A 23,926-nucleotide genomic window follows, 5' to 3' on the forward strand; every position below is an offset into this window, starting at 1 on the left:
CTGGTTCCTGGCGGTCGATGGGGGCGGCGATGACTTCGGTGAACGGGCGGTTGTCGGCGGGTCTCCTGATGCCGGTGCTCCCCTCGATCGCGCCGGCCGACTCTCCGGAGGCCGTCCTGGGCGAGGCCGTGCTCGCGGCGGCCTCGCTGTTCGCCGTGACCGGCCCCTCGGGTGCGGGCAAGACCGTGTGGGTGCAGCAGCTCGCGGCGGTGGCCGCACGCCCGGGAGCCGTGCGCTGGCGCGTGGTGTCGGTCGTCGCCGACCGTGGCCGGCGCAGCACCCTCTATGCGGTCGCCGAGCAGCTCATCCACGCCGCGAGCCCGGCGGGCCGGGCGGACGCCGCCCGCGTCCGCACGGCGTCCGCCCGGTCGAGGTCCGGCGCGGAAGCGGATCCCGGATCCGCGTCCGCGCCCGGTGCCGCGCCGACGCTCCTGGCGCTGGCCGAGCGGCTCTCGACGGCCCTGCAGCGAGGGCTCTCCTCCCGACGGCGCCTGCTGCTCGTGGTCGACGATGCGCAGCGGGCCGATGAGGGGTCCGTGCGCGTGCTGCGCCTCGTGTTGCGCCAGCTCGCCGGCCGAGGCGTCTGCGCGGTGCTCGCGGGACGGGATCCGGACACCGGCGCCCTGCGGGAGACGGTGCTCGCCGCGGATCCGGATCGCTGGCCGGTGAGCCGCCGCATCCGCATCGACGCGCTCGATGCGGCGGGCGTGCGCCGGTACGTCTCGGCGATCCACGGCATCGAGGTCTCGCTCGAGCTCGCCGAGCGGATCCGCCGGGTCTCCGGCGGCGGACCGCTGCTCGTGGACCAGGTGGTGAGCGGAATGGCGCCGGTCTGGGCGGAGCGGGCGCGGGTCACCTCGGAGCGGCGGGCGAGGTTCGACGAGGACGTCACGGATGCGGACATCGCCCGGGGCTTCGTGCCGGGCAACCCGTTCGGGGAGCTCGGCGCCGGCCTGCCGGGGGCGGCCCGGACCGCCGTCGAGATGGCCGCGGTCCTGGCCACGCCGCTGCGCGCCGACGAGCTCGCCGGTGTCGCGGCGCTCTGCGGCGAGCCGATCGACATCGCCGAGGCCTCCGCACACGGACTGCTGATCTCCCGCGCAGCAGAGCACGGCGGTGCCGAGGGGGAACGCGAGTGGACGGTGTTCCACGATCTGTACGGCACCGACGTCGCGGCGCACCTCGACGACGAGCGGCGCGCCCGCATCCTCGTCGCCGGTGCGGAGGCCATCCCCGGGGAGGCGGAGGGCACCCGCCACCGAGCGCTGATCTGGCTCCTGGACGCGGCGCTGCTGCGGGGGTCGACACTGAGCCCCGCGCTGCGCGACCTCCTCGTCGCGGGCGTGGCCGAGAGCGTGCGCGCGCGGCGCACCGAGCACGTGTTCGCCGTCGCCCGACGGGCCATGGAGCTCGCGGACCGCACCGGGGACGACCTCGCCGACGAGATCGTCGTGGGGCTGTACCGCGCGGCGAGTGCGCTGTCGGCGCTCCCGCGGATGATCGAGTACATCCCGCGGCTGGAGCGCGCCGCGCCCGGTCCGCTCCGCGACCTCGCCCTCCTGCACGTGCGCGAGTTCCGCGGCGATTACGACTGGGTGCGCCGCTTCGCCGAGGATCTCCTGGCCCGGCTGCCGCGCTTCCCGGATCCGCTTCCGCAGACGCCGGAGGACGTCGCGGCGGTCGGCGGCCTGCTCGCGCCGGATCCGCTCGGCGGCCTGATCGTGCGCCTCCAGGTGCTGATCGTGCTGGGCATCATGGCGCCCCAGGCGGATCCCCGCGACTTCGGCATGGAGCGGTTCTCCGAGGCGCGTTCCGGGGCGGAGTGGCTGATCGCGGTGCAGGAGGCGGACCCCGAGACGTGGCGCGCCGCGTGGGCCGCGCTGGGCGGAGCGTACGAGGGGCTGCCGAGCCCGCACGACGTCCGGATGCGGGCGACAGGGATGCAGGTGTTCGGCATCAGCGTGCTCGGCCCGGCAGAGCGGCTGCCCGTGGAGTTCGCGGCGCTGGGCCGGGCGATCGCCGCGGCACCGGCCGAGTCCGCGACCCTGTTCGACGCACGGGTGATCCATGCCGGGATGCTGTCGGGGGCGGGGTTCGTGCGCGAAGCGGCGGCCGACCTCGACGCCTGCATGCGGATGCTGCGCGCCGGCACCGCGGGATGGGGTACGGGCACCGCGCGCGGCCTGCACATCTACGGCCGGTACCTGCTCGGCGACACGGCCGAGGTCGAGGACGCCCTCGCCGAGGCCGCGGTGACGATCTTCGACGACATGGATGCGGTGGGCCGGCCGGTGTTCTACGCGCTGCGCGCCGTGCGGGCCGCCGACGCCGGCGACGAGGAGGCGTGGCGCGCGGACATGGACGCCGCGGCGCGCCTGGCGCAGCGGGGGTACGACACCGTCGGGGTCGAGTACGAGATGCTGGCGCACATCGCGCGGGCGAGGGCGCGCCACGATCCGGCGGCGCAGCTCGCGGTCTTCGACCCGGAAGGCCCCCTCGCGGGACGCCTGCTGCGCAGCCAGAACCTCTATGCCTACAAGGTCGACGCGCTGGCGTCCCTCGGCCGGGCCGAGGAGGCGGATCGCGAGCTCGCGCGTCTCGCCGCGCTCCCGGCGCCGGGGTTCCAGCCGGTCTACGCCTCGATGACCTGGCTGGAGGGACGGGTGCACGAGGCGTACGGCCTCGTCGAACGGGCGCTGCGGGCCTACCGGGCCGCCGCCGAGGAGGACGCGCCGGGAGCACCGCTGCCTGCGGCGCTCGCCCAGGCCGCCCTCGACGCCGGCCGGCTGACTCTGGCCACCGGGGGCTCCCAGCGGACGGCCCGCCGCTGCCTGAACGCGGCGGAGCGGGGCTTCCTGCGCCTCGGCAGGCCGGTGGCGGCGGCGGAGGCGGCCGCACTGCTCGACGGTGCGCGTCGCTCCGCGTACGCGGTCGGGATCCGCTCGGCTCCCGCGGCTTCGGCCGCGACGGGACCCGACGCGGCGGGCGGCGTCCGGGCGGCGTGGACGCACGCGGCGCTGACCCCGCGGGAGCGCGAGGTGGCGGCGCTCGCCGCCGAGGGGCGGACCAACGCGGAGATCGCCCAGGCTCTCGGCATCGGCGTGAAGGCGGTGGCATTCCACATGGGCAACGTGCTGCGCAAGCTCGGGCTGGGCTCGCGCAGGCAGCTGCGTCCCGGGGAGCCACCGGCGTCGGGCACCGCGCCGTCCGCGGTGCGCGACGACGCGCGCTGGGCGGCCCTGAGCCGCCGCGAACGGGAGATCGGCGAGCTCGCGAGCAGAGACCTCACCGACGCGGAGATCGCGGACGAACTCGGCCTGAGCGTGCGCACGGTGAGCGGCCACATGAGACGGGTGCTGGCCAAGCTCGGCGCGCGTTCGCGACGGGAGCTCGGCCGCTGACGGGACCGCCGAGCGCGTAGTTGATACCAGGGTTCCGCCGCCGGCGGGGATGAGGCGGATGGCCGATCTATCGTGGATCGTCGCCTCCCGTTGCCTGAGCGGGGGCGCAGCGACGCGCAGGCACGTCGCGCTGGGGACGCACGGTTGCGCCCGTCGGTTGGGGCCGGCGGGCGCACCGCTTCTCCCGGCGATCCCTTTCTCCCGGCGATCCCTTTCTCCCGGCGATCCGCTTCTCCTGGCGATCCGCTTCTCCTGGCGATCCCCGCGCACCGATATGTCGGCGTCCCGCCGGCGCAGCGCCTGCTCGGAATCAGGCCCTCGCGCCCGGCCCGGACGCCGCTAGTCTGACCTCAGCCGCAGACCCGCGGCGCGAGCCGAGGGAGACGTCGTGGATCCGGAAGACAGCGCCGCCGCGGGATCCGGCGATCCCCGCCCTGCCGGCCGAGGCGCTTCGGCCGTGAACCGGCTGAGCACGCCGCTGCGGATCGTGCTGGGCCTCGCTCTCGTCGGGGTCGGCGCGGTGTTCCTCCTCGTGTCGATGACCGTGCAGACCATCGCGCTCGTCGCCGGCATCGGGATCCTGCTCGCGGGGGTCGCGGTGCTGGTCACCCCCGGTGACGGAGCAGACGCGCCCGCGCCGGGACCCGGATCCCGATCGCTGCCCCTGATCCTCAGCCGGGGCCTCGGCGCGCTGCTCGTGCTGCTCGGCGCCGGGATGGCGCTGTGGCCGGCGGCGGGTGCGCCGATCCTCTCCCTCCTGCTGACCATCGCGCTCGTCGCCTTCGCCGTCGCGACCGCGGTGCGGGCCTTCCGGCCGGGTGCGGATCAGCGTGCGACCGCGCTCATCGCCGCCATGGCCACGCTCGCCGTCGCCGCGATCACCGTGTTCTGGCCGGTGCTGACCCTGGTGGTGTTCCGGCTCGGCGTCGGCGCGTGGTTCTTCTTCCTCGGCGTGCAGCTCATCGTGCGCGCCGTGTGGCGGCGCTCCCCCGCATGCCCGGCCTCCGCCCGACGCCGCGGTGCGCGGTGGCTGCGCACGATCGGCGCGAGCGCGGCACTCGTGCTGGCGGTCGCGCTCGCCGCGGGCAGCGGCGCCCTGCTCGGCGGCACCCCCCTGCCGACGCCGGACGCCTTCTACACGCCGCCCGCCGAGGTGCCCTCGAAGCCGGGCACGCTGATCCGCTCCGAGCCGCTGACCGTGGGCGTCCCCGCGGGGGCCAGGGCCTGGCGGATCCTGTACACGACGACGAATCCCGACGGATCGCCGGCGGTGAGCAGCGGCACCGTGCTCGCCCCCGCCGACCCGGGGCCGGATCCGCTGCCCCTGCTCACCGTCGCCCACGGCACGGTCGGGGTCGTTCCGGGCTGCGCGCCGTCGCTGAGCGCCGCGCCGTTCGCCGACGGTGCGGGCACCGCCATGGCCGACATGGTGACCCAGCACGGCTGGGTCGCCGTGACCAGCGACTACATCGGCCTGGGCACGAAGGGGCCGCACCCCTATCTCGTGGGCGACGCGGAGGCGCGCAACGTCTGGGACGCCTCGAAGGCGGTGCTCGGCTTCAGCGAGCTGAAGGTCTCCACCGACACCGTGATCTGGGGCCACTCGCAGGGTGGACAGGGCTCGCTGTGGACCGGGCAGATCGCGTCCTCATACGCCCCGGAGTTCACGGTCAAGGGCGTCGCGGCGTTCGCCCCGGCCTCGAACCTGTACGCGCTCGCCGAGGCGATCAAGTCGGAGACGGCGGGCAAGACGGTCTCGGCCTACATCGCGGCGACCTGGGACAAGGTCTTCCCCGAGCTGAACGTCGAGAAGAGCCTCACCCCCGGTTCCGCAGGGCCGGTCGAGCGCATCGGCGGGCTCTGCTTCAACGGGCACGACGGCCTCGCCGCGATCCTGCGCGGCAGTCAGGTGCCGAACCAGATCTTCCCCGACGCCCTCCTCGACGGGCCCTTCGGCGACGAGCTCAAGGCGCAGGAGCCCGTCGGGCCGTTCCCCGCCCCGGTGCTCGTCGCGCAGGGACTCGCGGATCCGCTCGTGAAGCCCGCGATCCAGGACGCGTGGGTCACGGCCCGCTGCGCCGCCGGGATCCCGATCGACTACCGCACCTATCCCGGTCTCGGGCACGTCGAGCTCGTCGGCCCCGACTCCCCGCTCACTCCGCAGCTCGAGCAGTGGACCCTCGACCGCTGGGACGGGAAGGCGCCGACCCCCGACTGCGACCACCTGCCGGCGGGCTGAGCGCGCTCGCGAACTGAGTGCGCTCGCGAACTGAGCGCGCTCGCGGGTCGCGCGGCCCGCGTGGCGCGGACGCGGGTCGCGCGGCCCGCGCGGCGCGGACGCGTGCGGCAGAAGGCGCCCGCGGACCGCGGGCCTCACCGTCGGAGATGTGCACCACCCTCGGAGGGATTCGGCGATTCCCTCCGAACGTGGCGCACATCTCCGACGGTGGTGCACGCTCCGAACGACCGAGAGGCGCCCTCTCGGCGGAGGCGTCGGGGTCGACGCCCGGAACCGGATCCAGATCCGTGCGTGCAGGAAAGCTTGCAATGGTGTAACATTGCAGGGTTGCAAGTTTTGCGCCGGCGTCGGCGCCCGCGTCGATCGATGAAGTCCGCGGGCGGGATCCGCACCGCACCATCCCCCGCTCTCCTGGAAGGACCTCCATGGCAACCGCCACCGACACCGTCACGACGGTCGAGGCGCCCGCTCCGCTCGCCGCGAAGCCGATCATGACGCACAAGCAGATCATGCTGGTGATCTACGGACTGATGAGCGGCATGTTCCTCTCGTCGCTCGCGCAGACCGTCTTCGGCACCGCGATCCGCACCATCGGCGACGACCTGCACGGCCTCGACCAACAGGCCTGGGTCACCACCGCGTTCCTCATCACCTCGACCATCGCCGTGCCGATCTACGGCAAGCTCAGCGACATCTTCGGCCGCCGCCCGCTGTTCATCCTCGGCATCGTGATCTTCATCCTGGGATCCACGCTCTCCGCGTTCTCGACGTCGATGATGATGCTCGCCGCGTTCCGCGCCTTCCAGGGCATCGGGGCCGGTGCGCTCATGGCTCTGCCGCTCGCGATCATGGGCGACATCCTCGCCCCGCGTGAGCGCGCCAAGTACCAGGGCTACTTCTTCGCGGTGTTCGGCATCGCGACCGTGATCGGCCCGCTCGTGGGCGGCCTGTTCGCCGGAGCGAAGGAGATCCTCTGGATCGACGGCTGGCGCTGGACATTCCTCATCAACATCCCGCTCGGGCTCTTCGCCCTGTTCATGGTGATCACCTTCCTGCACCTGCCCAAGGTCGGAAAGCACAAGGGTCCCCGGATCGACTGGTGGGGTGCCGCGGCCGTGATCGTCGCACTCGTGCCGCTGCTGATCGTCGTGGAACAGGGCCGCGCCTGGGGCTGGGACTCCCCCGCCTCCATCGCCTGCTACGTGATCGGCGGCATCGGCCTCGTCGCATTCATCGTGATCGAGGCGCTCATGAAGGACGACGCGATCATCCCGCTGAAGCTGTTCCGCTCCGGCACCTTCTCCATGGCCACCGTGCTCGGCTTCCTCGTGGGTTTCGCGATGTTCGGCGCGATGATGACGATCCCGCTGTACATGCAGATCGTCGTCGGCATGAACCCGACCCAGTCCGGCCTGTCGATGCTCCCGCTGATCGTCGGCCTCATGATCGCCTCGCTGACCTCGGGTCAGCTCACCGCGCGCACGGGCAAGTACCGCATCTTCCCCGTCCTCGGAACGCTCTTCACCGCCGTCGGCTTCTTCTCGCTCACCCTCATCCGGTACGAGACGCCGCTGTGGCAGATCTTCGCCGGGATGTTCGTGCTGGGCCTGGGCCTCGGCCAGCTCATGCAGCCGCTGACGCTCGCGAGCCAGAACTCCGTCGCCCCGCACGAGATGGGCGTCGCCTCGAGCGCCGCCACCTTCTTCCGCCAGATCGGCGGAACCCTGGGCACCGCCGTCATGCTCTCCGTGCTGTTCTCGATGCTGCCCGCCAACATCCTGCACGCCACCGAGGACAAGGCGAACCTGACCGCCGCGCTCGACACGGCGCTGGATCCGGTCGCGTCGTCCAAGACCGAGAACGCCGCGATCATGAAGCAGCAGTGGAGTGCGATCGTCGGCCCGCTGACCGAGAACATCCAGGCGCAGCTCGACAAGGGCGTCGCCGAGGGCGACGCGAAGGCGAAGGCCGCGGCGGACGAGGCGGTGACCTCCGCGGTGACCGCGGGCGTGGATCAGGCGGTCGCCGCCGGACAACTGCCGGCCGAGGCCGCCCCCGCGGTGATCGCGCAGAAGGTCGCCGAGGCGACGCCCGCCGCTGAGGCGGCGGCGCACGAGAAGGTGCTGAGCGCGGTCGCCGAGAAGGCGCACGCCTCGGTGCAGGGTGACAAGGTCGCGGTCGACTGGGCCGACCACGACCAGCGCACCTACTGGGTCGACCAGCTGGTCCCGACGCTGCAGGACCAGATCAAGAAGAAGGAGAGCGATGCCTCCGGATCCGCGTCGTCCGGCACGACGGTGAACGACACCTCGTTCCTCACCGGTGCCGACGCCGCGCTCAGCAAGCCGTTCATGATCGGCTTCATCCAGGGCCTCGTGACGCTGTACTGGGTCGGCTTCGGCGTGATCCTGCTCGCGTTCGTGCTCACCTGGTTCTTCAAGGTGCCGCCGCTGCGCGCCCGGTCCGCGCTCCAGGAGCAGGCGGACAAGGCGGGCATGACCGAGACCGGGAGCATCAGGACCCACAAGGCCTGAGCCGAGCCTGACGGGCGCCGGGGCGCACCCCGCCCCGGCGCTCGAGGAGAGCGAGATGACGAACATCGACGAGGCCGCCGCGGCGGATCCGCACGCGGACACCTGCGGGCGCCGCGAGCGCAAGAAGCAGCAGACCCGCGAGGCCCTGCACGAGGCCGCCCTGCGGCTGGTGGACGAGAAGGGCCTCGACGGCACCACGGTCGAGCAGATCTGCGAGGCGGTGGACGTGTCGCCGCGCACCTTCTTCAACTACTTCCCGTCCAAGGCCGCGGCCGCCCTCGACCTTCCCGACTCGGCCGTCTCCCCCGACGGCGCCGCGGCCTTCCGCGCGGCGGAGGGCGAGCTGGTGCCGGCGCTGTGCGCGCTGATCGGCACGTCGATGGACGACGCCCAGCAGCGCCGGCGCATGAAGGCGCTGGTGGTGCGCCGCCCCGAGCTCATGCCCGCCTTCGCGCAGTGGATGGGCTCGGTGCGCCAGCAGTACGTCGATCTCGTGCGCGAGCGTGCGGACGAGGACGATGCCATGGCCGCCGTGGCCCTCACGATGGCCGCGCTCAGCGTGATCGTGCACGACGGCACCGCCGGTGGCGAACGTCCCGGTGCGGATCGGCTTCTCGAGGGCGTCGAGCAGCTGGTCGCCGCGCGGGGCGCACGGCTGCGCGACGCGGCCTGAGCCGGGGCGCCCGCGACCGGGCAGGATCCAGGAACCTCATAGCGAAAGTGCGTTTGCGCAACCTTTCCTTTCGTGTAATCTTGCAGGGCTGCAACATTCTTGCCGCCAACGTCGGCGCTCGAGGCGACCGGTGTCGACGACGAGCTCCGGCGTCCTCGATCCACCCGAAGGGACTCCATGTCCACCGCGACAGCAACCACGGGGGCGACGCGCACCGAGCGCAAGCAGAACGCCCCGATCATGACGCACAGGCAGATCCTGCTCGTCATCTACGGCCTCATGGCCGGCATGTTCCTCTCCTCGCTCGACCAGACGATCGTCGGCACCGCGATCCGCACCATCGGCGATGACCTGCACGGCCTCGACCAGCAGGCCTGGGTCACCACCGCGTACCTGATCACCTCGACGATCTCGGTGCCGATCTACGGCAAGCTCAGCGACATCTTCGGCCGCCGCCCGCTGTTCATCTTCGGCATCTCGGTGTTCATCATCGGATCCGTGATGTCGACGTTCTCGACGTCGATGATCATGCTGGCCGGGTTCCGCGCCTTCCAGGGCATCGGCGCCGGCGCGCTGATGTCGCTGCCGCTCGCGATCATGGCCGACATCCTGGCCCCGCGCGAGCGGGCCAAGTACCAGGGCTACTTCTTCGCCGTCTTCGGCATCTCCTCGCTCATCGGCCCGCTCGTCGGCGGCCTGTTCGCGGGCGCGAACGAGATCCTCTGGATCTCCGGCTGGCGCTGGGTGTTCCTCATCAACCTCCCGATCGGCCTCATCGCCCTCGGCATGGTGATCGCGTTCCTGCACCTGCCCAAGGTCGCCAAGCACGACAACCCCCGGATCGACTGGTGGGGCGCCACCGCGGTGATCGTGGCCCTCGTGCCGCTGCTGCTCGTCGCGGAGCAGGGTCGTGAGTGGGGCTGGGCCTCGTTCGCCGCGATCGCCTGCTACGTCATCGGCGGCCTGGGCGCGATCGCGTTCGTGCTGATCGAGATCGCCATGAAGGACGACGCGATCATCCCGATCCGCCTCTTCCACTCCAACACCTTCTCGATGGCGACCGTCATCGGCGTGCTGGTGGGCTTCGGCATGTTCGGTGCGATGATGACCATCCCGCTGTACATGCAGATCGTCGCCGGTCTCACCCCGACCGAGTCGGGCTTCGCGATGCTGCCGATGGTCGTCGGCCTCATGACCTCGTCGATGGCCGCGGGCCAGATCACCTCGCGCACCGGGAAGTACGGGATCTTCCCGCGCACCGGCACGCTGTGCACCGCGCTCGGCTTCCTGCTGCTCACCTTCGTCTCGTCCAGCACCCCGGTGTGGTTCATGATGATCGGCATGTTCGTGGTGGGCCTGGGCCTCGGCCAGCTCATGCAGTCGCTGACCATGGCGAGCCAGAACGCGGTCGCCGCGCCCGACATGGGCGTCGCCACGAGCGCCGCCACCTTCTTCCGCCAGATCGGCGGAACGCTGGGCACCGCGATCATGCTGTCGATCCTGTTCACGCTGCTGCCGCTGAACATCACCCACAGCATGGCCGACAAGCCGACGCTCACGGCCGCGCTCAACGCGGCACTGGATCCTGCCGTCGCGGGCAAGGAGCAGAACAAGGCCGTCATGAAGCAGCTGTGGAACCCGATCGTGGGACCGCTGGAGGCGAACATCCAGACGCAGCTCGACAAGGGCGCCGCCGAGGCCAAGACCGCGGCGGGCAAGGCGGTGACCGACGCCGTCACGACCGGGGTGAACCAGGCCGTCGCCGCTGGTCAGCTCCCCGCCGCGGCCGCGCAGACCGTGATCGACCAGAAGGTCGCCGAAGCGACTCCCGCCGCCGAGGCGAAGGCCCTGCAGGCCGTCGCGGACAAGGCGCACGGCACGGTGCAGGACGGCAAGGTCGTCGTGGACTGGTCGAACAAGGATCAGCGCACGTACTGGGTCGGCCAGCTGGTGCCGAACATCGTCAAGGAGATCGACAAGGGCACGTCGAAGGCCTCGAGCGGATCCAGCAGCTCGGTCAGCGACACCTCGTTCCTGAACGGGGCGGATCCGGCGCTCACCAAGCCGTTCATGGTCGGCTTCACGAAGGCCATCGACGTCATCTACTGGGTCGGCTTCGGCGTGCTGATGCTCGCGTTCGTGCTGAGCTGGTTCTTCAAGGCGCCGCCGCTGCGCACGCGCTCGGCGCTGCAGGAGCAGGCCGACGCGGCGGGCGTCAGCGAGACCGGCACCATCAGGACCCAGCAGGCCTGAACGGAGGGGCCGGAACGGGCCGATTCCCGTTCCGGCCCTCCCGTCGGGGAGGATGAGGAGCATGATCGAGATCGCGGAAGGCACAGGCGCGGTGAGCGAGCGCGCCGGCGAGGGCCGACGCGAGCGCAAGAAGCAGCAGACCCGCCAGGCACTGCACGAGGCCGCCCTGCGCCTCGTCGAGGAGCAGGGGCTCGACGGCACCACGATCGAGCAGATCTGCCAGGCCGTCGACGTGTCGCCGCGCACGTTCTTCAACTACTTCCCCTCCAAGGCCGCGGCCGCGCTGAAGCTGCCCGCCTCCGGTGCGGCGGACGACGTGGTGCGGCGGTTCCTCGCGGCACGCGGCGAGCTCGTCCCCGCGCTGTGCGAGGTGGTCGGCTCCTCGATGGACGAGGGGATGGACCGGCAGCGGATCAAGCAGCTGCTCATCCGGCGGCCCGAGCTGCTGCCCGCGTTCTCGCAGTGGATGGGCTCGGTGCGCGAGCAGCTCATCGAGCTCGCCGAGCGTCGCTCGTCCGACCATGACGAGGCCGTGCGCGCGGTGTCGCTCGTGCTCGCGGCGATGAACGTGCTGGTGCACACCCGCACCACGCCCGATCGCCCCGGCGCCGCCCGCCTGCTGCAGGCTCTGGACGGCCTCGTCGACGTGCGCTCCGCGCGGATGTCGGATCCGGACCCTAGCCTGGAGGCATGACCTCCCCCGCCCTGGACCGGATCGCCCTCCCGCTGCGCACCGAGCGGCTCATCGTGCGCGCGAGCACGGCGGACGACTCCGACGCGGTGTGGCGCTACCGCCGCATCGACGAGGTGGGGCGCTGGCTGAGCACGGCGCCGGCCGACGCGGAGGCGTTCCGTGCGCACTTCATGGACCCGGAGCGGCTCGCCGTCACGCTGCTCGTGGAGCTGCCCGGGGCGGGCGTGATCGGCGACATCATGCTGCGCGTCGAGGACGCGTGGGCGCAGACCGAGGTGCGCGCGCAGGCGGAGGGCGTCCAGGCCGAGCTCGGGTGGGCCATGGATCCGGCGCATCAGGGCCGGGGCTACGCCACGGAGGCGGTGCGCGCGGTGATGGCGGCGTGCTTCACCGAGCTGGGTCTGCGCCGGGTGAGCGCCGGCTGCTTCGCGGCGAACGAGGCGTCCTGGCGGATGATGGAGCGGCTGGGCATGCGGCGCGAGGAGCACAGCCGGGGCACCGCGCTGCACCGCAGCGGCGAGTGGATGGACGGCATGAGCTACGGCCTGCTCCAGGAGGAATGGCACGCGCTGCCCGCGTGATCGCGCCCTCTCGGCCGGAGCGCCTGGACAGGCCGGGCGCACTCGCCTAGTGTTGACCCGGCGCACATGAGAAGGGCCGTTCCCGTCCTGAGTCCCCAGCGAAGGCGGAAGGTCATCCCCAGCGACCGGCGGCCTGTGCGCACATTGGCCCCCTCGGCATATCCAGTCCCCAATGGATACCCCGAGGGGGCCGTCCTCCCCCAGTATTCCGATGTATTGCGATGATAGACCCGCGACCCGGAATCTGTCCCCCTTTTGGGGGACAAATCCTTCGAACATGGGCTATGCTGATTTCAGACGCACCCTCCGGTCGTCCTGGGTCCCCATCGCTCCCCCCGCGGTGGGGACCCGCTCCATTTCCCGGCGGAACGCCGATCGGCAGCCGGATCCCGGCCCGTCACGGGATGCAACATTTTCGTCACCTTGTTCCGCGGGGTGTTGCAATGACGGTGCTCTCGGATAGCGTTAGCATCGTCGGTCGCGTCTGCGCCGGCGTAAGCCCAAGCAAGAAGGCAGTACATGACTCAGGGCACGGTTAAGTGGTTCAACTCGGAGAAGGGCTTCGGCTTCATCTCCCCCGACGACGGTGGAGCTGACGTGTTCGCGCACTACTCCGCCATTGCATCCTCCGGCTACCGCTCGCTCGACGAGAACCAGCGCGTCGAGTTCGATGTGGCGCAGGGCCCCAAGGGCCTGCAGGCCGAGAACATCCGTCCGCTCTGAGCGACACGGACTTCTGACTCCCCCGGGGCTTCGGCCCCGGGGGAGTTCTCTTTGTCCGCGGGTGACCGTCGGCTCGATCCGTGCGCGTCACCGTCGGCTCGATTCGTGCGCACGACCGCGAGACCGAACCTGCGTCCCGAAACCCACGATCCGAGCGTCGGTCTCGGGACGGAAGTTCGGTCTCGCGGTCGTGCGCGCCGTGCTGTCTCGCGGTCGCGCGCGTCTCGCGGTCGCGCGCGTCTTGCGGAGCGTCGGGGTCGCGCTCAGCCGTGCGGGAGCAGGATCCGCAGCAGCTCTTCCGGCGTCGCGACCTCGGCGATGGATCCGGCGGACTCCCCCGCCGCGCCGAAGCCCCAGGTCACGAAGATCACGGGGACGCCCAGCGGGGCCGCTCCCTCGATGTCATGGAGGCGGTCGCCGATGAGCACGGGGCGGCTCACGTCCACACCTGCATCGGCGAGACGGTGCAGTGCGCGGCGCAGCACCGCCTCCTTCCCGTCGTGCAGACCGGAGGCATCGGGGAGAGCGCCGGCGACGATGACGAAGTCGTCGAGCAGCGCGTAGTGCTCCAGGATCGCGAACACCTGGTTCTCGGGCTTCGAGCTGGCGGTCGCCTGCGGGATCCCCGCGGCCTTCACGGCCCGCAGCGCCTCCGCGACGCCGGGGTAGATGCGCACACTGGCGGCGTACCCGTCCCGAGCGGCGAGCCGGCGGTACTCCCGGACGGCCCGGTGGGCGTCCTCCTCGGAGAGCCCGGCCAGATCGCGGAACGATTCGAACATCGGAGGCCCGATCCACCGCGACAGCGACTCCGGCGCCGGCTCCGGCAGGCCGAACTCCGCGAAGACCTGGATGAGGCGCGGAAGGATGCCGGCCGAAGCGTCGGCGATCGTGCCGTCGACGTCCCAGAGGATGCAGGTATAGGGGGAGACGGCCATGCCTTCCAGCCTAGGGCGCGGGCTCAGGCGGGTTGTCGCGAGAGGCCCTCAGAACAGGGTGGGGATTCCGCTGTCGATTCCCTTCATCGCCTCGTAGTCGAGGACGAGGCAGCGGATCCCGCGGTCCTCGGCGAGCACGCGCGCCTGCGGCTTGATCTCCTGGGCGGCGAACACGCCCTGCACGGGCGCGAGGTGCGGATCCCGTCCGAGCAGCTCGAGGTAGCGGGTGAGCTGCTCGACGCCGTCGATGTCGCCGCGGCGCTTGATCTCGACGGCGATCGCCCTGCCGTCGGCGTCGCGGACCATGAGATCGACCGGGCCGATCGCGGTCGGGTACTCGCGGCGCACCAGGGTCGCGCCCTCCGCGATCCGATCCACCTGCTCGGCGAGCAGTCGCTGCAGATCCGCCTCGACGCCGTCCTTCTGGAGTCCCGGATCCACGCCGAGCTCATGGGCGGAGTCGTGCAGGATCTCGTAGATCTGCACGCGCAGCGCGTCGCCGGTCTTCTGGTGGGTGACCCGCCAGACCTCGGTGACCCCGGCCGACGCCTCCTCCTCCCCCGGCGCCTCGGCCTCGAGCCGGCACGGCGGGCTCATCCAGTTCAGCGGCTTGTAGCTGCCGCCGTCGGAGTGCACGAGCAGGCTGCCGTCGCCCTTGTGCACGAGCAGACGCGTGGCGAGGGGCAGGTGGGCGTTGAGGCGGCCGGTGTAGTCCACGGCGCAGCGGGCGATGACGAGACGCACCCGAAGAGCCTAGCCCGCCGCGCGCCCGCGGGTCGCCCGGTCGACCCGGCTCCCGCTCGGTCGACCCGGCTCCCCGCCCGGTCGCCCCGGCGTCCGCTCGCTCGACACGGCGCCGGCGCCTGCTCGGCCGAGCCGGCGTCCCTTCGGCCGCCTCAGCCTGCGGAGACCTTCTCGTCCTCGCGGAGCGGCCGGGCGGCGCCGGAGAACAGGCCGGACAGGGCGGCGAGCACCACGATGATGTAGAGCGTGTTGAGCAGACCCAGGTGGTTGCTGATGAAGCCGAGCACCGGCGGGCCGCCGAGGAACGCGATGTAGCCGATCGTCGCCGCGGCGCTCACCCGGGCCGCCGCCTTCGCCGGATCGTCGGCCGCGGCGGACATGCCCAGCGGGAACCCGAGCGACGCGCCGATCCCCCACAGCGCCGCACCCAGGAACACCAGCGGAGTGCTCGGCGCGAGGATGAACAGCAGGATCCCGGCCGCGGCGGTGATCGCGAGCACGCGCAGCACGATGACGCGCCCGAAGCGGTCGACGAGTGGTCCGCCGAACAGGCGCACCACGGTCATCGAGACCGAGAACGTCGCCAGGGCCGCGGCTCCCAGCGCAGGACCCGCGTGGTGGTCCTCGGCGACGCCGAGCGCGAGCCAGTCGTTGGCGCCGCCCTCCGCGAAGGCCATACCGAGCATGACGACGCCGAGCGCGTACGTGCGCGGCTCGCGCCAGACTGCGAGCGAGGTGCGCATCCGCTCGCTCCAGGTGGCGCGCGGCGCGTCGGGAGTCGGATCCAGGGTCTCCTCGCGCTTCGGCACCTGGACCACGCTGACGAGCGCGACGATCACGATGACCCCCGCGATCGCGAGGGTGTGCGGCCACACGGGGATGTGCAGCGCCGCCGCGGCGGCGCCGAGACCCGCGCCGATGACGGTGCCGAAGCTGAAGAAGGCGTGGAACACCGGCAGGATCGTCTTGCCGGCGTGCTGCTCGATCGCCGTGGCCTCGACGTTCATCATCACGTCGAGGCTGCCGCCGCCCAGCCCGAACAGCACGAGGCCGATCAGCACGACGGGCACGGCGTGCAGCACGTCGGCGCCGACACCGATCAGAACGGTGCCGACCGCCGTCGTGAGAAGCGTGATCAGCATGCCGCGTCGTCCCCCGGTGCGGGCGAGCACGGCGGGGCTGGTGGACACGCCCACGATCGAGGCGATGCCCATGCCGACGAGCACGAAGCCGAGCTGCGCCTTGTCGATCCCGAGCTCCTCCTTGATCGCCGGGACGCGCGACGCCCAGGTCGTCATCGTCATGCCGCTGACGAGGAAGATCGCGAAGATCGCGGTGCGCCAGCGCACGAACTGGGAGCGGGTGAGGGCGGTGTCCATCCGGACAGTGTATCGAATCGATTCGATTCCGTGTTCCCCGCGGTGTTATTGTCGAGTCATGAGCTCGGATCCGGACGCCGCGGCCCCGCGGCGCCGCGCGACGATCGCCGACGTGGCCCGCGCCGCCGGGGTGAGCCCGTCCACCGCTTCTGTCGTGTTCAGCGGCAAGGCCCCGGTGGCCGCGGCCACGAGGGAGCGCGTGCTCGCCGTCGCCGCAGAGCTCGGCTACACCGGCCCCGACCCCCGCGCGGCGTCGCTGCGGCGGGGGAGGAGCGGCATCGTCGCCGTCGCGCTCGAGGAGCACCTGCGCACCGCGTTCCTCGATCCCATCAAGACCGCGACCATGGACGGGCTGACCGACGGCCTCGCCGCGCTCGGCGCCGGCGTGCTGCTGCTGCGCGACGACCCCGAGGCGGGCGCCGATGCGCCGACGCTCGCCACCGCGCCGATCGACGCCGCCGTGCTGATCGGCTGCAGCGGCCGCATGCGCGAGACGCTGCAGGCCGTGCGTGCGCGCGGTCTGCCCGTCGTGGTGATCGAGGGGGATGCGGGGGAGGGCGTGCCTCGCATGGAGCTCGACAACGTCGAGGCCGCGGCGCAGATCGCCCATCACCTGCGGGCCCTGGGGCACCGCAGCGTCGCCGTGGTGACGCTGCCGTTCGACACGGAGCGGGTGCGCGGCGATGCGAGCCCGGAGCGCATCGCGAGCATCACGACGCCCGTGACGGCCGCCCGCCTGGAGGGCGCGCTCGCGGTCTTCCCGGACGCCCGGGTGGTGTCGGCCGGGGGCAGCCTCATCGACGAGGGCCTGATCGCCGGGCGACTGCTGTTCGCCGACCCGGAATCGCGGCCCACCGCGGTGATCGCGCAGAGCGACCTCATCGCAGCCGGGATCATCCGGGCTGCCGAGGAGGCGGGGCTGCGCGTGCCGGAGGACGTCAGCGTGGCCGGCTTCGACGGCATCGCTGTCGACGGCCTCGGCGAGCACGTGCTGACCACCGCCGTGCAGCCTGCGGTGGAGAAGGGACGCGCAGCGGGAGACGCCGTGGCCCGCCTGCTCGCGGGGGAGCAGGCGGCATCGATCCGCTTCACCTGCACGTTCCGCGAGGGCACCACGACCGGTCCGGCGCCGGCGCACCGGCATTAGATTCCGGATCCGGCATGCAACGGGTCAGGCAACTGCCCCTAAACTGGACGGGAACCCGCCCGCCTGTGTCGACCTGCGCGCCCACCCGCTGAGTCCGCAGAGACCGACGAGCCAGAGGAGACCGCCATGCTGACGCTCCTCGCCGTGTTCGCCCTCGCCTCGTTGCTGCTGCCGCTGCTGGTCGCCTGGATCGGGGCCCGCGCGTTCGCCGTCGCGGCGCTCGTCCCGGCCGCGGCGTTCGTGTACACGGCAGCGCTGACCCCGCAGGTGCTGCTCGGATCCGCCGATCCGGATCTGGTCCCGCGGGAGTCGATCGACTGGATCCCCCAGCTCGGGCTCTCGCTCTCGTTCCGGCTGGACGAGCTGAGCTGGCTGCTGGCCCTCATCGTCAGCGGTGTCGGGGCGCTCGTGCTGCTCTACTGCCGGTGGTACTTCCGCGGATCCAAGGAGGGGCTCGGCCAGTTCGCCGCCGTGCTGCTCGCCTTCGCGGGCGCGATGTACGGCCTGGTCACGACCGACGATCTCGTGCTGCTGGTGATGTTCTGGGAGCTCACCAGCATCCTGTCCTACCTGCTCATCGGGCATTATCACCGCCGCGGAGCGAGCCGGCGTGCGGCGCTGCAGGCGCTGCTCGTGACGACCCTCGGCGGACTCGCGATGTTCATCGGCGTCGTGTTCCTCTCCGTCGATGCGGGGACGTCGAGCATCTCCCGGATCCTGGAGATCGCACCCACCGGGCCGCTGGTCGATGCGTCGATCGTGCTGCTGCTCGTCGGAGCGCTCAGCAAGTCGGCGATCTTCCCCTTCCACTTCTGGCTGCCGGGCGCGATGGCGGCGCCCACGCCGGTCAGCGCCTATCTGCACGCCGCGGCGATGGTGAAGGCGGGCATCTACCTGATCGCGCGGTTCGCCCCCGTGTTCGCCCTGTCCGGCCCGTGGCGGCCGATCACGATCTCGCTCGGCGTCTTCACGATGCTGCTCGGCGGCGTGCAGGCGCTGCGTGAGACCGATCTGAAGCGCATCCTCGCCTTCGGCACGGTGAGCCAGCTCGGCTTCTTCACGATCGTGCTGGGCTACGGCACCTCGGACGCGATCCTCGCGGGTCTCGCCCTGGTGATCAGCCACGCGCTGTTCAAGTCGTCCCTCTTCCTCATCGTCGGCGTCATCGACCGCCAGCTCTCCACCCGCGACGTCACCGAGATCAGCGGCGTGGGGCGGCAGGCGCCGCTGCTGGCGACCGCCGGGTTCCTCGCGGTCGGATCCATGATGGGCATCCCGCCGACGATCGGGTTCGTCGCGAAGGAGTCGACGCTCGCGGCGCTGTTCGACGAGGCGCTGCGCGGGTCGCCCTGGGGGATCGTCGCGCTCGCCGGCGTGATCCTGGGCTCCATCCTCACCGCCGCGTACGGGGCGCGCTTCCTCTGGGGCGCGTTCTGGCGCAAGAAGGATGCGACGGGCGCATATATTCCCGATACGGAATGGCCTTCGCCGCCGTTCGGCTTCCTCGTGTCCCCGGTGGTGCTGGCCGCCGGCACCCTGGTGCTCGGACCCCTGGCGTCGGTGATCACGGTCGCGCTCTACGGTTTCGCGGACGACGCGAAGGCGCCGGACTACGACGGCAATCCGCTGGATCCGGGTTACCTCGCCCTGTGGCACGGCCTGGCCCCGGCCCTGTTCCTCTCGCTGGGCGCCGTGCTGCTCGGACTCGCGCTGTTCCCGCTCACCCGGCGCCTCGGCTGGGACCGTGCCCCCCGCCTGTTGCGGTTCACCGCCCAGGACGCGTACTACCTGGTTATGCGCGCGATCGACCGCCTCTCGGTCGTGACGACCTCCCTCACCCAGCGCGGCTCGCTGCCCGTGTACGTCGGGACGATCTTCGTCGTCGTGATCGCAGGGGAGACGACCGCCCTCCTCGCCGGCGGTCCGATCGACGCGAGACTCAGCGCGTGGCACACGCCGGTGCAGCTCGTCGTCGCGCCCATCATGATCGCCGCGGGGCTCCTCGCGATCCGGGCGCGCAAGCGCTACACCGGCGTCGTGCTGGTCTCGGTCACCGGCCTCGGCATGGTCGTGCTGTTCGGCACGAGCGGCGCTCCCGACCTCGCGCTCACCCAGATCCTCGTCGAGACGGTGACCCTGGTCACCTTCGCCCTCGTGCTGCGCCGGCTTCCGGCGCGGATGGGGGAGCACAACGCCTCGGTGGGACGCGTTCCGCGGGCGATCCTCGGCATCGCGGCCGGACTGATGATGGCGGCCGTGGCGGTCGTCGCCACCGGATCCCGGGTCGCCGAGCCGATCTCCGAGGCGTTCCCGAAGCTCGCCTACGAGCTCGGGCACGGCAAGAACGTCGTCAACGTCGCCCTGGTCGACCTGCGCGGCTGGGACACCATGGGCGAGCTGTCGGTGCTGGTCCTCGCGGCGACGGGCGTGGCATCCCTCGTGTTCGTGACGCATCGCGCCGACCGGCTCTCGGCCACCAGGGCGCTGCCCGAAGGACCGCGCAAGGCGCGCCGGGCTCCGCTGGTCGAGACGACCGAGGGCGTGCGCGTGCAGACGGCCGGCGACACGGCGCCCCGCGCGTGGCTCGTGGGCGGCGGCAACGTCAAGCCGGAGAACCGCTCGATCCTGCTCGAGGTGATCGTGCGGATCCTCTTCCACACGATCATCGTGGTGTCGATCTACCTGCTCTTCGCCGGGCACAACGCCCCGGGCGGAGGCTTCGCGGGCGGCCTCGTCGCCGGCATGGCCCTCGTCATGCGCTACATTGCCGGCGGTCGCTGGGAGCTCGGCGCCGCCGCCCCCGCCGACGCCGGACGCCTGCTCGGAGGGGGTCTCATCCTCGCGGTCGGCGCGGCCGTGGTGCCCCTGTTCTTCGGTCTCGCCCCGCTGACGAGCGCGGTGTGGGAGGCGGAGATCCCCGTCATCGGGCACATCGAGTTCGTGAGCTCGACGATCTTCGACATCGGCGTGTACCTCGTGGTCATCGGACTCGTGCTCGACGTGCTGCGCAGTCTCGGCGCCGAGGTCGACCGGCAGACCCTCGAGATGCGCGCCAGGGGGGTGGACATCTGATGGACGTCTCCCTCGTGCTCATCGTGATCATGGCCGTGCTGTTCGGGTGCGGCGTCTACGCGATGCTCGAGCGCAGCCTCACCCGCGTGCTCATCGGCTTCCTGCTGCTGGGCAACGCCGTGAACCTGCTGCTGCTCATCGTCATGGGCCGGCCGGGCCGCGCGCCGTTCTACGGCATCGACGGCGACATGAGCGACCCGCTGCCGCAGGCGCTCACCCTCACCGCGATCGTCATCACGTTCGCGGTCTCCGCCTTCCTCCTCGCCCTCATCTACCGCTCCTGGCAGCTGGGCAAGGCCGACACCGTCGAGGACGACGAGGCCGACATCGCCCTGCGCGAGCGCACGGAGATCGAGGAAGACCTCATGGACGACGAGGTCGACCTCGAGGACGAGGACGCGACCACCGACTTCGTGGGCGTCGCGACCTCGCCGATCCGGGTGCTGCACGCGAAGGACCACGCCGCGCTCGTCGACGATGCGCCCGTGGATCTGCCGGATCCCGCCCCCGACGACGCCGGAGGACGCGCTCACCGCACGACCGACGACGACCGCAGCCCGGGAGAGGGGGATCGATGAACGCCCTCGTCCCGCTGCTCGTCGCCCTGCCGCTGCTCGGCGCGGCGATCACCCTCGTGTTCGGCCGGAACACCCGGATCCAGGTGATCGTCACGGTCGCCACGCTCGCCGCCGTCTCGGTCATCGCCGCGACGCTGCTCGTGGTCGTCGACCAGACCAAGCCGATCGCCGTCATGGTCGGCGGCTGGCCCGCCCCGTTCGGCATCGTGCTCTACGTCGACCGGCTCGCGGCCCTGCTCGTCCTCGTGTCGAGCATCGTGCTCGTCGCGGTGCTGTTGTTCTCGGTGGGCCAGGGCGCCGCCGACGGGGCTGAGGAGACCCCGATCTCGATCTTCAACCCGTCGTACCTGATCCTCGCGGCGGGCATCTTCAACGCGTTCATCGCGGGCGACCTGTTCAACCTCTACGTCGGCTTCGAGATCCTGCTGGTCGCCTCCTACGTGCTCATCACGCTGGGCAGCACCGAGTCGCGGATCCGCACCGGAGCGGTCTACATCGTCGTCTCGCTCGTGTCGTCCGTGCTGTTCCTCGTCGCGATCGCGCTCATCTACGCCGCGCTCGGCACCGTCAACATGGCGCAGATCGCCGAGCGGATCGGGGAGATCCCGCCGAGCACGCAGCTCGTCCTGCACCTCATGCTCGTCGTCGCCTTCGGCATCAAGGCGGCGGTGTTCCCGATGTCGTTCTGGCTGCCCGACTCCTACCCGACCGCACCGGCACCGGTCACGGCGGTGTTCGCGGGCCTGCTCACGAAGGTCGGCGTCTACGCGCTGATCCGCACCGAGACGCAGCTGTTCAACGTGTCGAGCATCAACACGCTGCTCATGATCGTGGCGCTCGCGACGATGGTGATCGGAATACTCGGCGCCGTCGCGCAGGCGGAGCTGAAACGGATCCTGTCGTTCACGCTGGTCAGCCACGTCGGCTACATGGTGTTCGGCCTCGCGATCGCCACGCCGGCCGCGATCGGCGCCACCGTGTACTACATCGTCCACCACATCATCGTGCAGACCACGCTGTTCCTCGCCGTGGGACTCGTCGAACGCCGGGCGGGCAGCACGTCGATCCTCAAGGTGCGCGGGCTCATGAAGGCGGCGCCGCTCATCGCGGTGCTCTACTTCGTGCCGGCGATCAATCTCGGCGGGCTCCCGCCGTTCTCCGGGTTCATCGGCAAGTTCGCCCTGTTCCAGGCGGCCGCCCAGGTCGCGACGCCCCTCATCTGGGTGCTCATCGTCGGCGGCGTGCTCACCTCGCTGCTGACGCTGTACGCCCTCATGCGCGCGTGGAACCTCGCGTTCTGGCGCAGCAAGGACGAGACGCCGGAGGAGATCGAGAACGAGCGCATCGCCCACCTCGGCGCGGCCCCCGCGGCCGACGAGCAGCAGGAGCGGCGCCGGATCCCCACCATCATGACCTTCGCGACCGGCGGGATGGTGGCCGTCACGCTCGCCCTCACCGTCTTCGCGGGGCCGATCTACGGGCTCTGCGAGCGGATCGGCGCCAACCTGCTGCAGCCGGTGCATCTCGACATGCTCGACGGCGACGAGGCCGGCTCATGAGCGCGGTGACGAAGCGCGGGATCTGGCGCGAGATCGGCCTGCAGCTGCCGTTCCTGCTCTGGCTGGTCGTGCTGTGGATGCTGCTCTGGGGTCAGTTCACGGCGCTGTCGGCGGTGACCGGCGTCGTCGTGGCGCTGTTCGTGACGCGCGTGTTCCGGCTGCCCACGATCGAGCTGTCCGGGCGGATCAACCTGTGGTGGGCGGCGCTGCTCGTCGTGCAGTTCCTCGCCGCGGTCGTGCACGGATCGCTCAGCGTCGCCGCGCAGGTGCTGAACCCGCGGCGCCCGCCGGGGGCCGCGATCATCGCCGTGCCGCTGCGGTACGCCGACGACCTCGTGATGACCCACGTCGCGGTCACCTCGTCGCTCATCCCCGGTTCGCTTGTGGTCGAGGCCGAGCGCGACACCCGCACGCTGTACCTGCACGTGATCGGCGTGCGCTCGCTCGAGGACGTGGAGCACCAGCGCGCCGGAGTCCTGCGCTGGGAGCGCCGCATCGTGCGCGCCCTCGGCTCCCCGGCGCAGGCCGCGCAGCTGCGCGCCGATGAGCGCGCCGAGAGGGAGGTCCGCCCGTGAATCCGCTCCTGCTCGTGATCATGGTCGTGTTCGCGGTCGCCGCGATCCTCGCCGTGGTGCGCATCGTGATCGGCCCGTCGATCCTCGACCGCGCGGTCGCCGCCGACGTGCTGCTCACCGAGGTCATGTGCGTGCTCGGTGCGGACATGGCGATCAACCATCACACCCGGACGCTCCCGGTGCTCATCGTGGTCGCCGCGGTGGGCGTGTTCGGATCCATCTCGGTGGCGCGCTATGTCGCGCGGAGGGACAACACGCCGTCATGAACGTCTTCGAGTGGCGGATCCCGGATGCCGTGGTCGACACGGCCGTGTGGGTGCTCGTGCTGATCGGGGCGCTGCTGTGCCTCACCGCCGCGATCGGGCTGCTGCGCCTGCGCGACGTGCCGAACCGGCTGCACGCCGCGACCAAGCCCCAGGTGCTGGGACTGCTGCTGATCTGCCTCGCTATCGCCCTCTCCCAGCGCTCCGTCATCGGGATCGTGCTGGGGCTGCTGCTCGTGGCGCCCGTGGTGCTCATGCAGTTCGCAACCGCCCCGCTCTCGGCGCACATGGTCGGACGGCAGGCGTACCGCAACGGCACGATCGACGAGCGCTCCCTCGTGGTCGACGAGCTCGCGGATTCGAAGCGCACCCCGCCCGCCGCGGGGTAGTCGGCGATCCGGCCGCGGGGCGGTGGTCCGGCCGTAGGGCAGTCGTTCGGCCCCGCGCCGGTGGTTCGGCCCCGGGGCGGTGGTTCAGCCGTGCGGTGGCGTCGCCCCGCGCCGCACAATTCGGGCTGTAGTCCGTGCGCAGAGCGGATGTGGGTATCTGCGCGGGCCGATGCAGAGTTCTGGC

At 71.5% G+C, this 23,926-nt stretch carries 18 protein-coding genes; 15 read left to right on the forward strand and 3 right to left on the reverse strand.

Annotated elements, in window-relative coordinates; translation table 11 throughout:
• Positions 1–29 precede the first annotated feature (29 nt).
• The 8 genes from WFJ01_RS03070 to WFJ01_RS03105 all read left to right on the forward strand — a co-directional run bounded on the left by WFJ01_RS03070 (position 30) and on the right by WFJ01_RS03105 (position 13,098).
• Positions 30–3,401, forward strand: a complete 3,372-nt coding sequence (locus tag WFJ01_RS03070; protein WP_336628158.1) for a LuxR C-terminal-related transcriptional regulator — start codon at positions 30–32, stop codon at positions 3,399–3,401.
• 388 nt (positions 3,402–3,789) lie between these two features.
• Positions 3,790–5,640 carry a lipase family protein gene (locus tag WFJ01_RS03075; protein WP_336628159.1) on the forward strand — a complete coding sequence of 617 codons (1,851 nt, stop codon included), beginning with the start codon at positions 3,790–3,792 and terminating at the stop codon, positions 5,638–5,640.
• 425 nt (positions 5,641–6,065) lie between these two features.
• On the forward strand, positions 6,066–8,174 hold the full coding sequence (locus tag WFJ01_RS03080) for an MDR family MFS transporter (RefSeq protein WP_336628160.1): 2,109 nt from the start codon (positions 6,066–6,068) through the stop codon (positions 8,172–8,174).
• A 55-nt stretch (positions 8,175–8,229) separates the two neighbouring features.
• Positions 8,230–8,847, forward strand: coding sequence for a TetR/AcrR family transcriptional regulator (locus tag WFJ01_RS03085; protein WP_251443959.1), 618 nt, complete (start codon positions 8,230–8,232; stop codon positions 8,845–8,847).
• 177 nt (positions 8,848–9,024) lie between these two features.
• On the forward strand, positions 9,025–11,100 hold the full coding sequence (locus WFJ01_RS03090) for an MDR family MFS transporter (RefSeq protein ID WP_292882241.1): 2,076 nt from the start codon (positions 9,025–9,027) through the stop codon (positions 11,098–11,100).
• Positions 11,101–11,161: 61 nt separating this feature from the next.
• Entirely contained in the window at positions 11,162–11,794 is a 633-nt protein-coding gene (locus WFJ01_RS03095; protein ID WP_251443965.1) for a TetR/AcrR family transcriptional regulator, read from the forward strand.
• The gene (locus tag WFJ01_RS03100) at positions 11,791–12,375 is read left to right on the forward strand and encodes a GNAT family N-acetyltransferase (protein WP_336628161.1); all 585 of its coding nucleotides are present in this window, start codon (positions 11,791–11,793) and stop codon (positions 12,373–12,375) included. Before WFJ01_RS03095 ends, WFJ01_RS03100 begins: the two co-directional genes overlap by 4 nt.
• 519 nt (positions 12,376–12,894) lie before the next feature.
• Entirely contained in the window at positions 12,895–13,098 is a 204-nt protein-coding gene (locus WFJ01_RS03105; RefSeq protein ID WP_045250254.1) for a cold-shock protein, read from the forward strand.
• Between the two features lie 263 nt (positions 13,099–13,361).
• Here the strand turns inward: WFJ01_RS03105 and WFJ01_RS03110 are convergent, their stop codons facing one another.
• From WFJ01_RS03110 to WFJ01_RS03120, 3 genes are all read right to left on the reverse strand, one after another.
• Positions 13,362–14,036, reverse strand: a complete 675-nt coding sequence (locus WFJ01_RS03110) for an HAD hydrolase-like protein (RefSeq protein WP_336628162.1) — start codon at positions 14,034–14,036, stop codon at positions 13,362–13,364.
• Between the two features lie 48 nt (positions 14,037–14,084).
• Positions 14,085–14,780, reverse strand: a complete 696-nt coding sequence (gene nucS / locus WFJ01_RS03115; RefSeq protein ID WP_336628163.1) for an endonuclease NucS — start codon at positions 14,778–14,780, stop codon at positions 14,085–14,087.
• A 152-nt stretch (positions 14,781–14,932) separates the two neighbouring features.
• Positions 14,933–16,159 (reverse strand): MFS transporter, encoded by a 1,227-nt coding sequence (locus WFJ01_RS03120; RefSeq protein WP_292882226.1) that lies wholly within the window; start codon positions 16,157–16,159, stop codon positions 14,933–14,935.
• Positions 16,160–16,217: 58 nt separating this feature from the next.
• Here WFJ01_RS03120 and WFJ01_RS03125 point away from each other — a divergent pair, with 58 nt between their 5' ends.
• From WFJ01_RS03125 to mnhG, 7 genes are all read left to right on the forward strand, one after another.
• On the forward strand, positions 16,218–17,306 hold the full coding sequence (locus WFJ01_RS03125; RefSeq protein WP_336628164.1) for a LacI family DNA-binding transcriptional regulator: 1,089 nt from the start codon (positions 16,218–16,220) through the stop codon (positions 17,304–17,306).
• Between the two features lie 126 nt (positions 17,307–17,432).
• Positions 17,433–20,378: a Na+/H+ antiporter subunit A gene (locus tag WFJ01_RS03130; RefSeq protein ID WP_336628165.1), complete on the forward strand. Its 2,946-nt coding sequence runs from the start codon at positions 17,433–17,435 to the stop codon at positions 20,376–20,378.
• Positions 20,378–20,956: a Na(+)/H(+) antiporter subunit C gene (locus WFJ01_RS03135; RefSeq protein ID WP_292882220.1), complete on the forward strand. Its 579-nt coding sequence runs from the start codon at positions 20,378–20,380 to the stop codon at positions 20,954–20,956. Before WFJ01_RS03130 ends, WFJ01_RS03135 begins: the two co-directional genes overlap by 1 nt.
• Positions 20,953–22,515, forward strand: a complete 1,563-nt coding sequence (locus WFJ01_RS03140; RefSeq protein ID WP_251443988.1) for a Na+/H+ antiporter subunit D — start codon at positions 20,953–20,955, stop codon at positions 22,513–22,515. The genes WFJ01_RS03135 and WFJ01_RS03140 overlap by 4 nt, the downstream gene beginning before the upstream one ends.
• The gene (locus WFJ01_RS03145) at positions 22,512–23,090 is read left to right on the forward strand and encodes a Na+/H+ antiporter subunit E (RefSeq protein WP_336628166.1); all 579 of its coding nucleotides are present in this window, start codon (positions 22,512–22,514) and stop codon (positions 23,088–23,090) included. Before WFJ01_RS03140 ends, WFJ01_RS03145 begins: the two co-directional genes overlap by 4 nt.
• Positions 23,087–23,356 carry a monovalent cation/H+ antiporter complex subunit F gene (locus tag WFJ01_RS03150; RefSeq protein ID WP_251444004.1) on the forward strand — a complete coding sequence of 90 codons (270 nt, stop codon included), beginning with the start codon at positions 23,087–23,089 and terminating at the stop codon, positions 23,354–23,356. The genes WFJ01_RS03145 and WFJ01_RS03150 overlap by 4 nt, the downstream gene beginning before the upstream one ends.
• Positions 23,353–23,742: a monovalent cation/H(+) antiporter subunit G gene (gene mnhG, locus WFJ01_RS03155; protein ID WP_251444007.1), complete on the forward strand. Its 390-nt coding sequence runs from the start codon at positions 23,353–23,355 to the stop codon at positions 23,740–23,742. Before WFJ01_RS03150 ends, mnhG begins: the two co-directional genes overlap by 4 nt.
• Positions 23,743–23,926 lie beyond the last annotated feature (184 nt).

Source organism: Microbacterium sp. MMO-35 (assembly GCF_037147555.1).
In the GTDB taxonomy this organism is placed as follows: domain Bacteria; phylum Actinomycetota; class Actinomycetes; order Actinomycetales; family Microbacteriaceae; genus Microbacterium.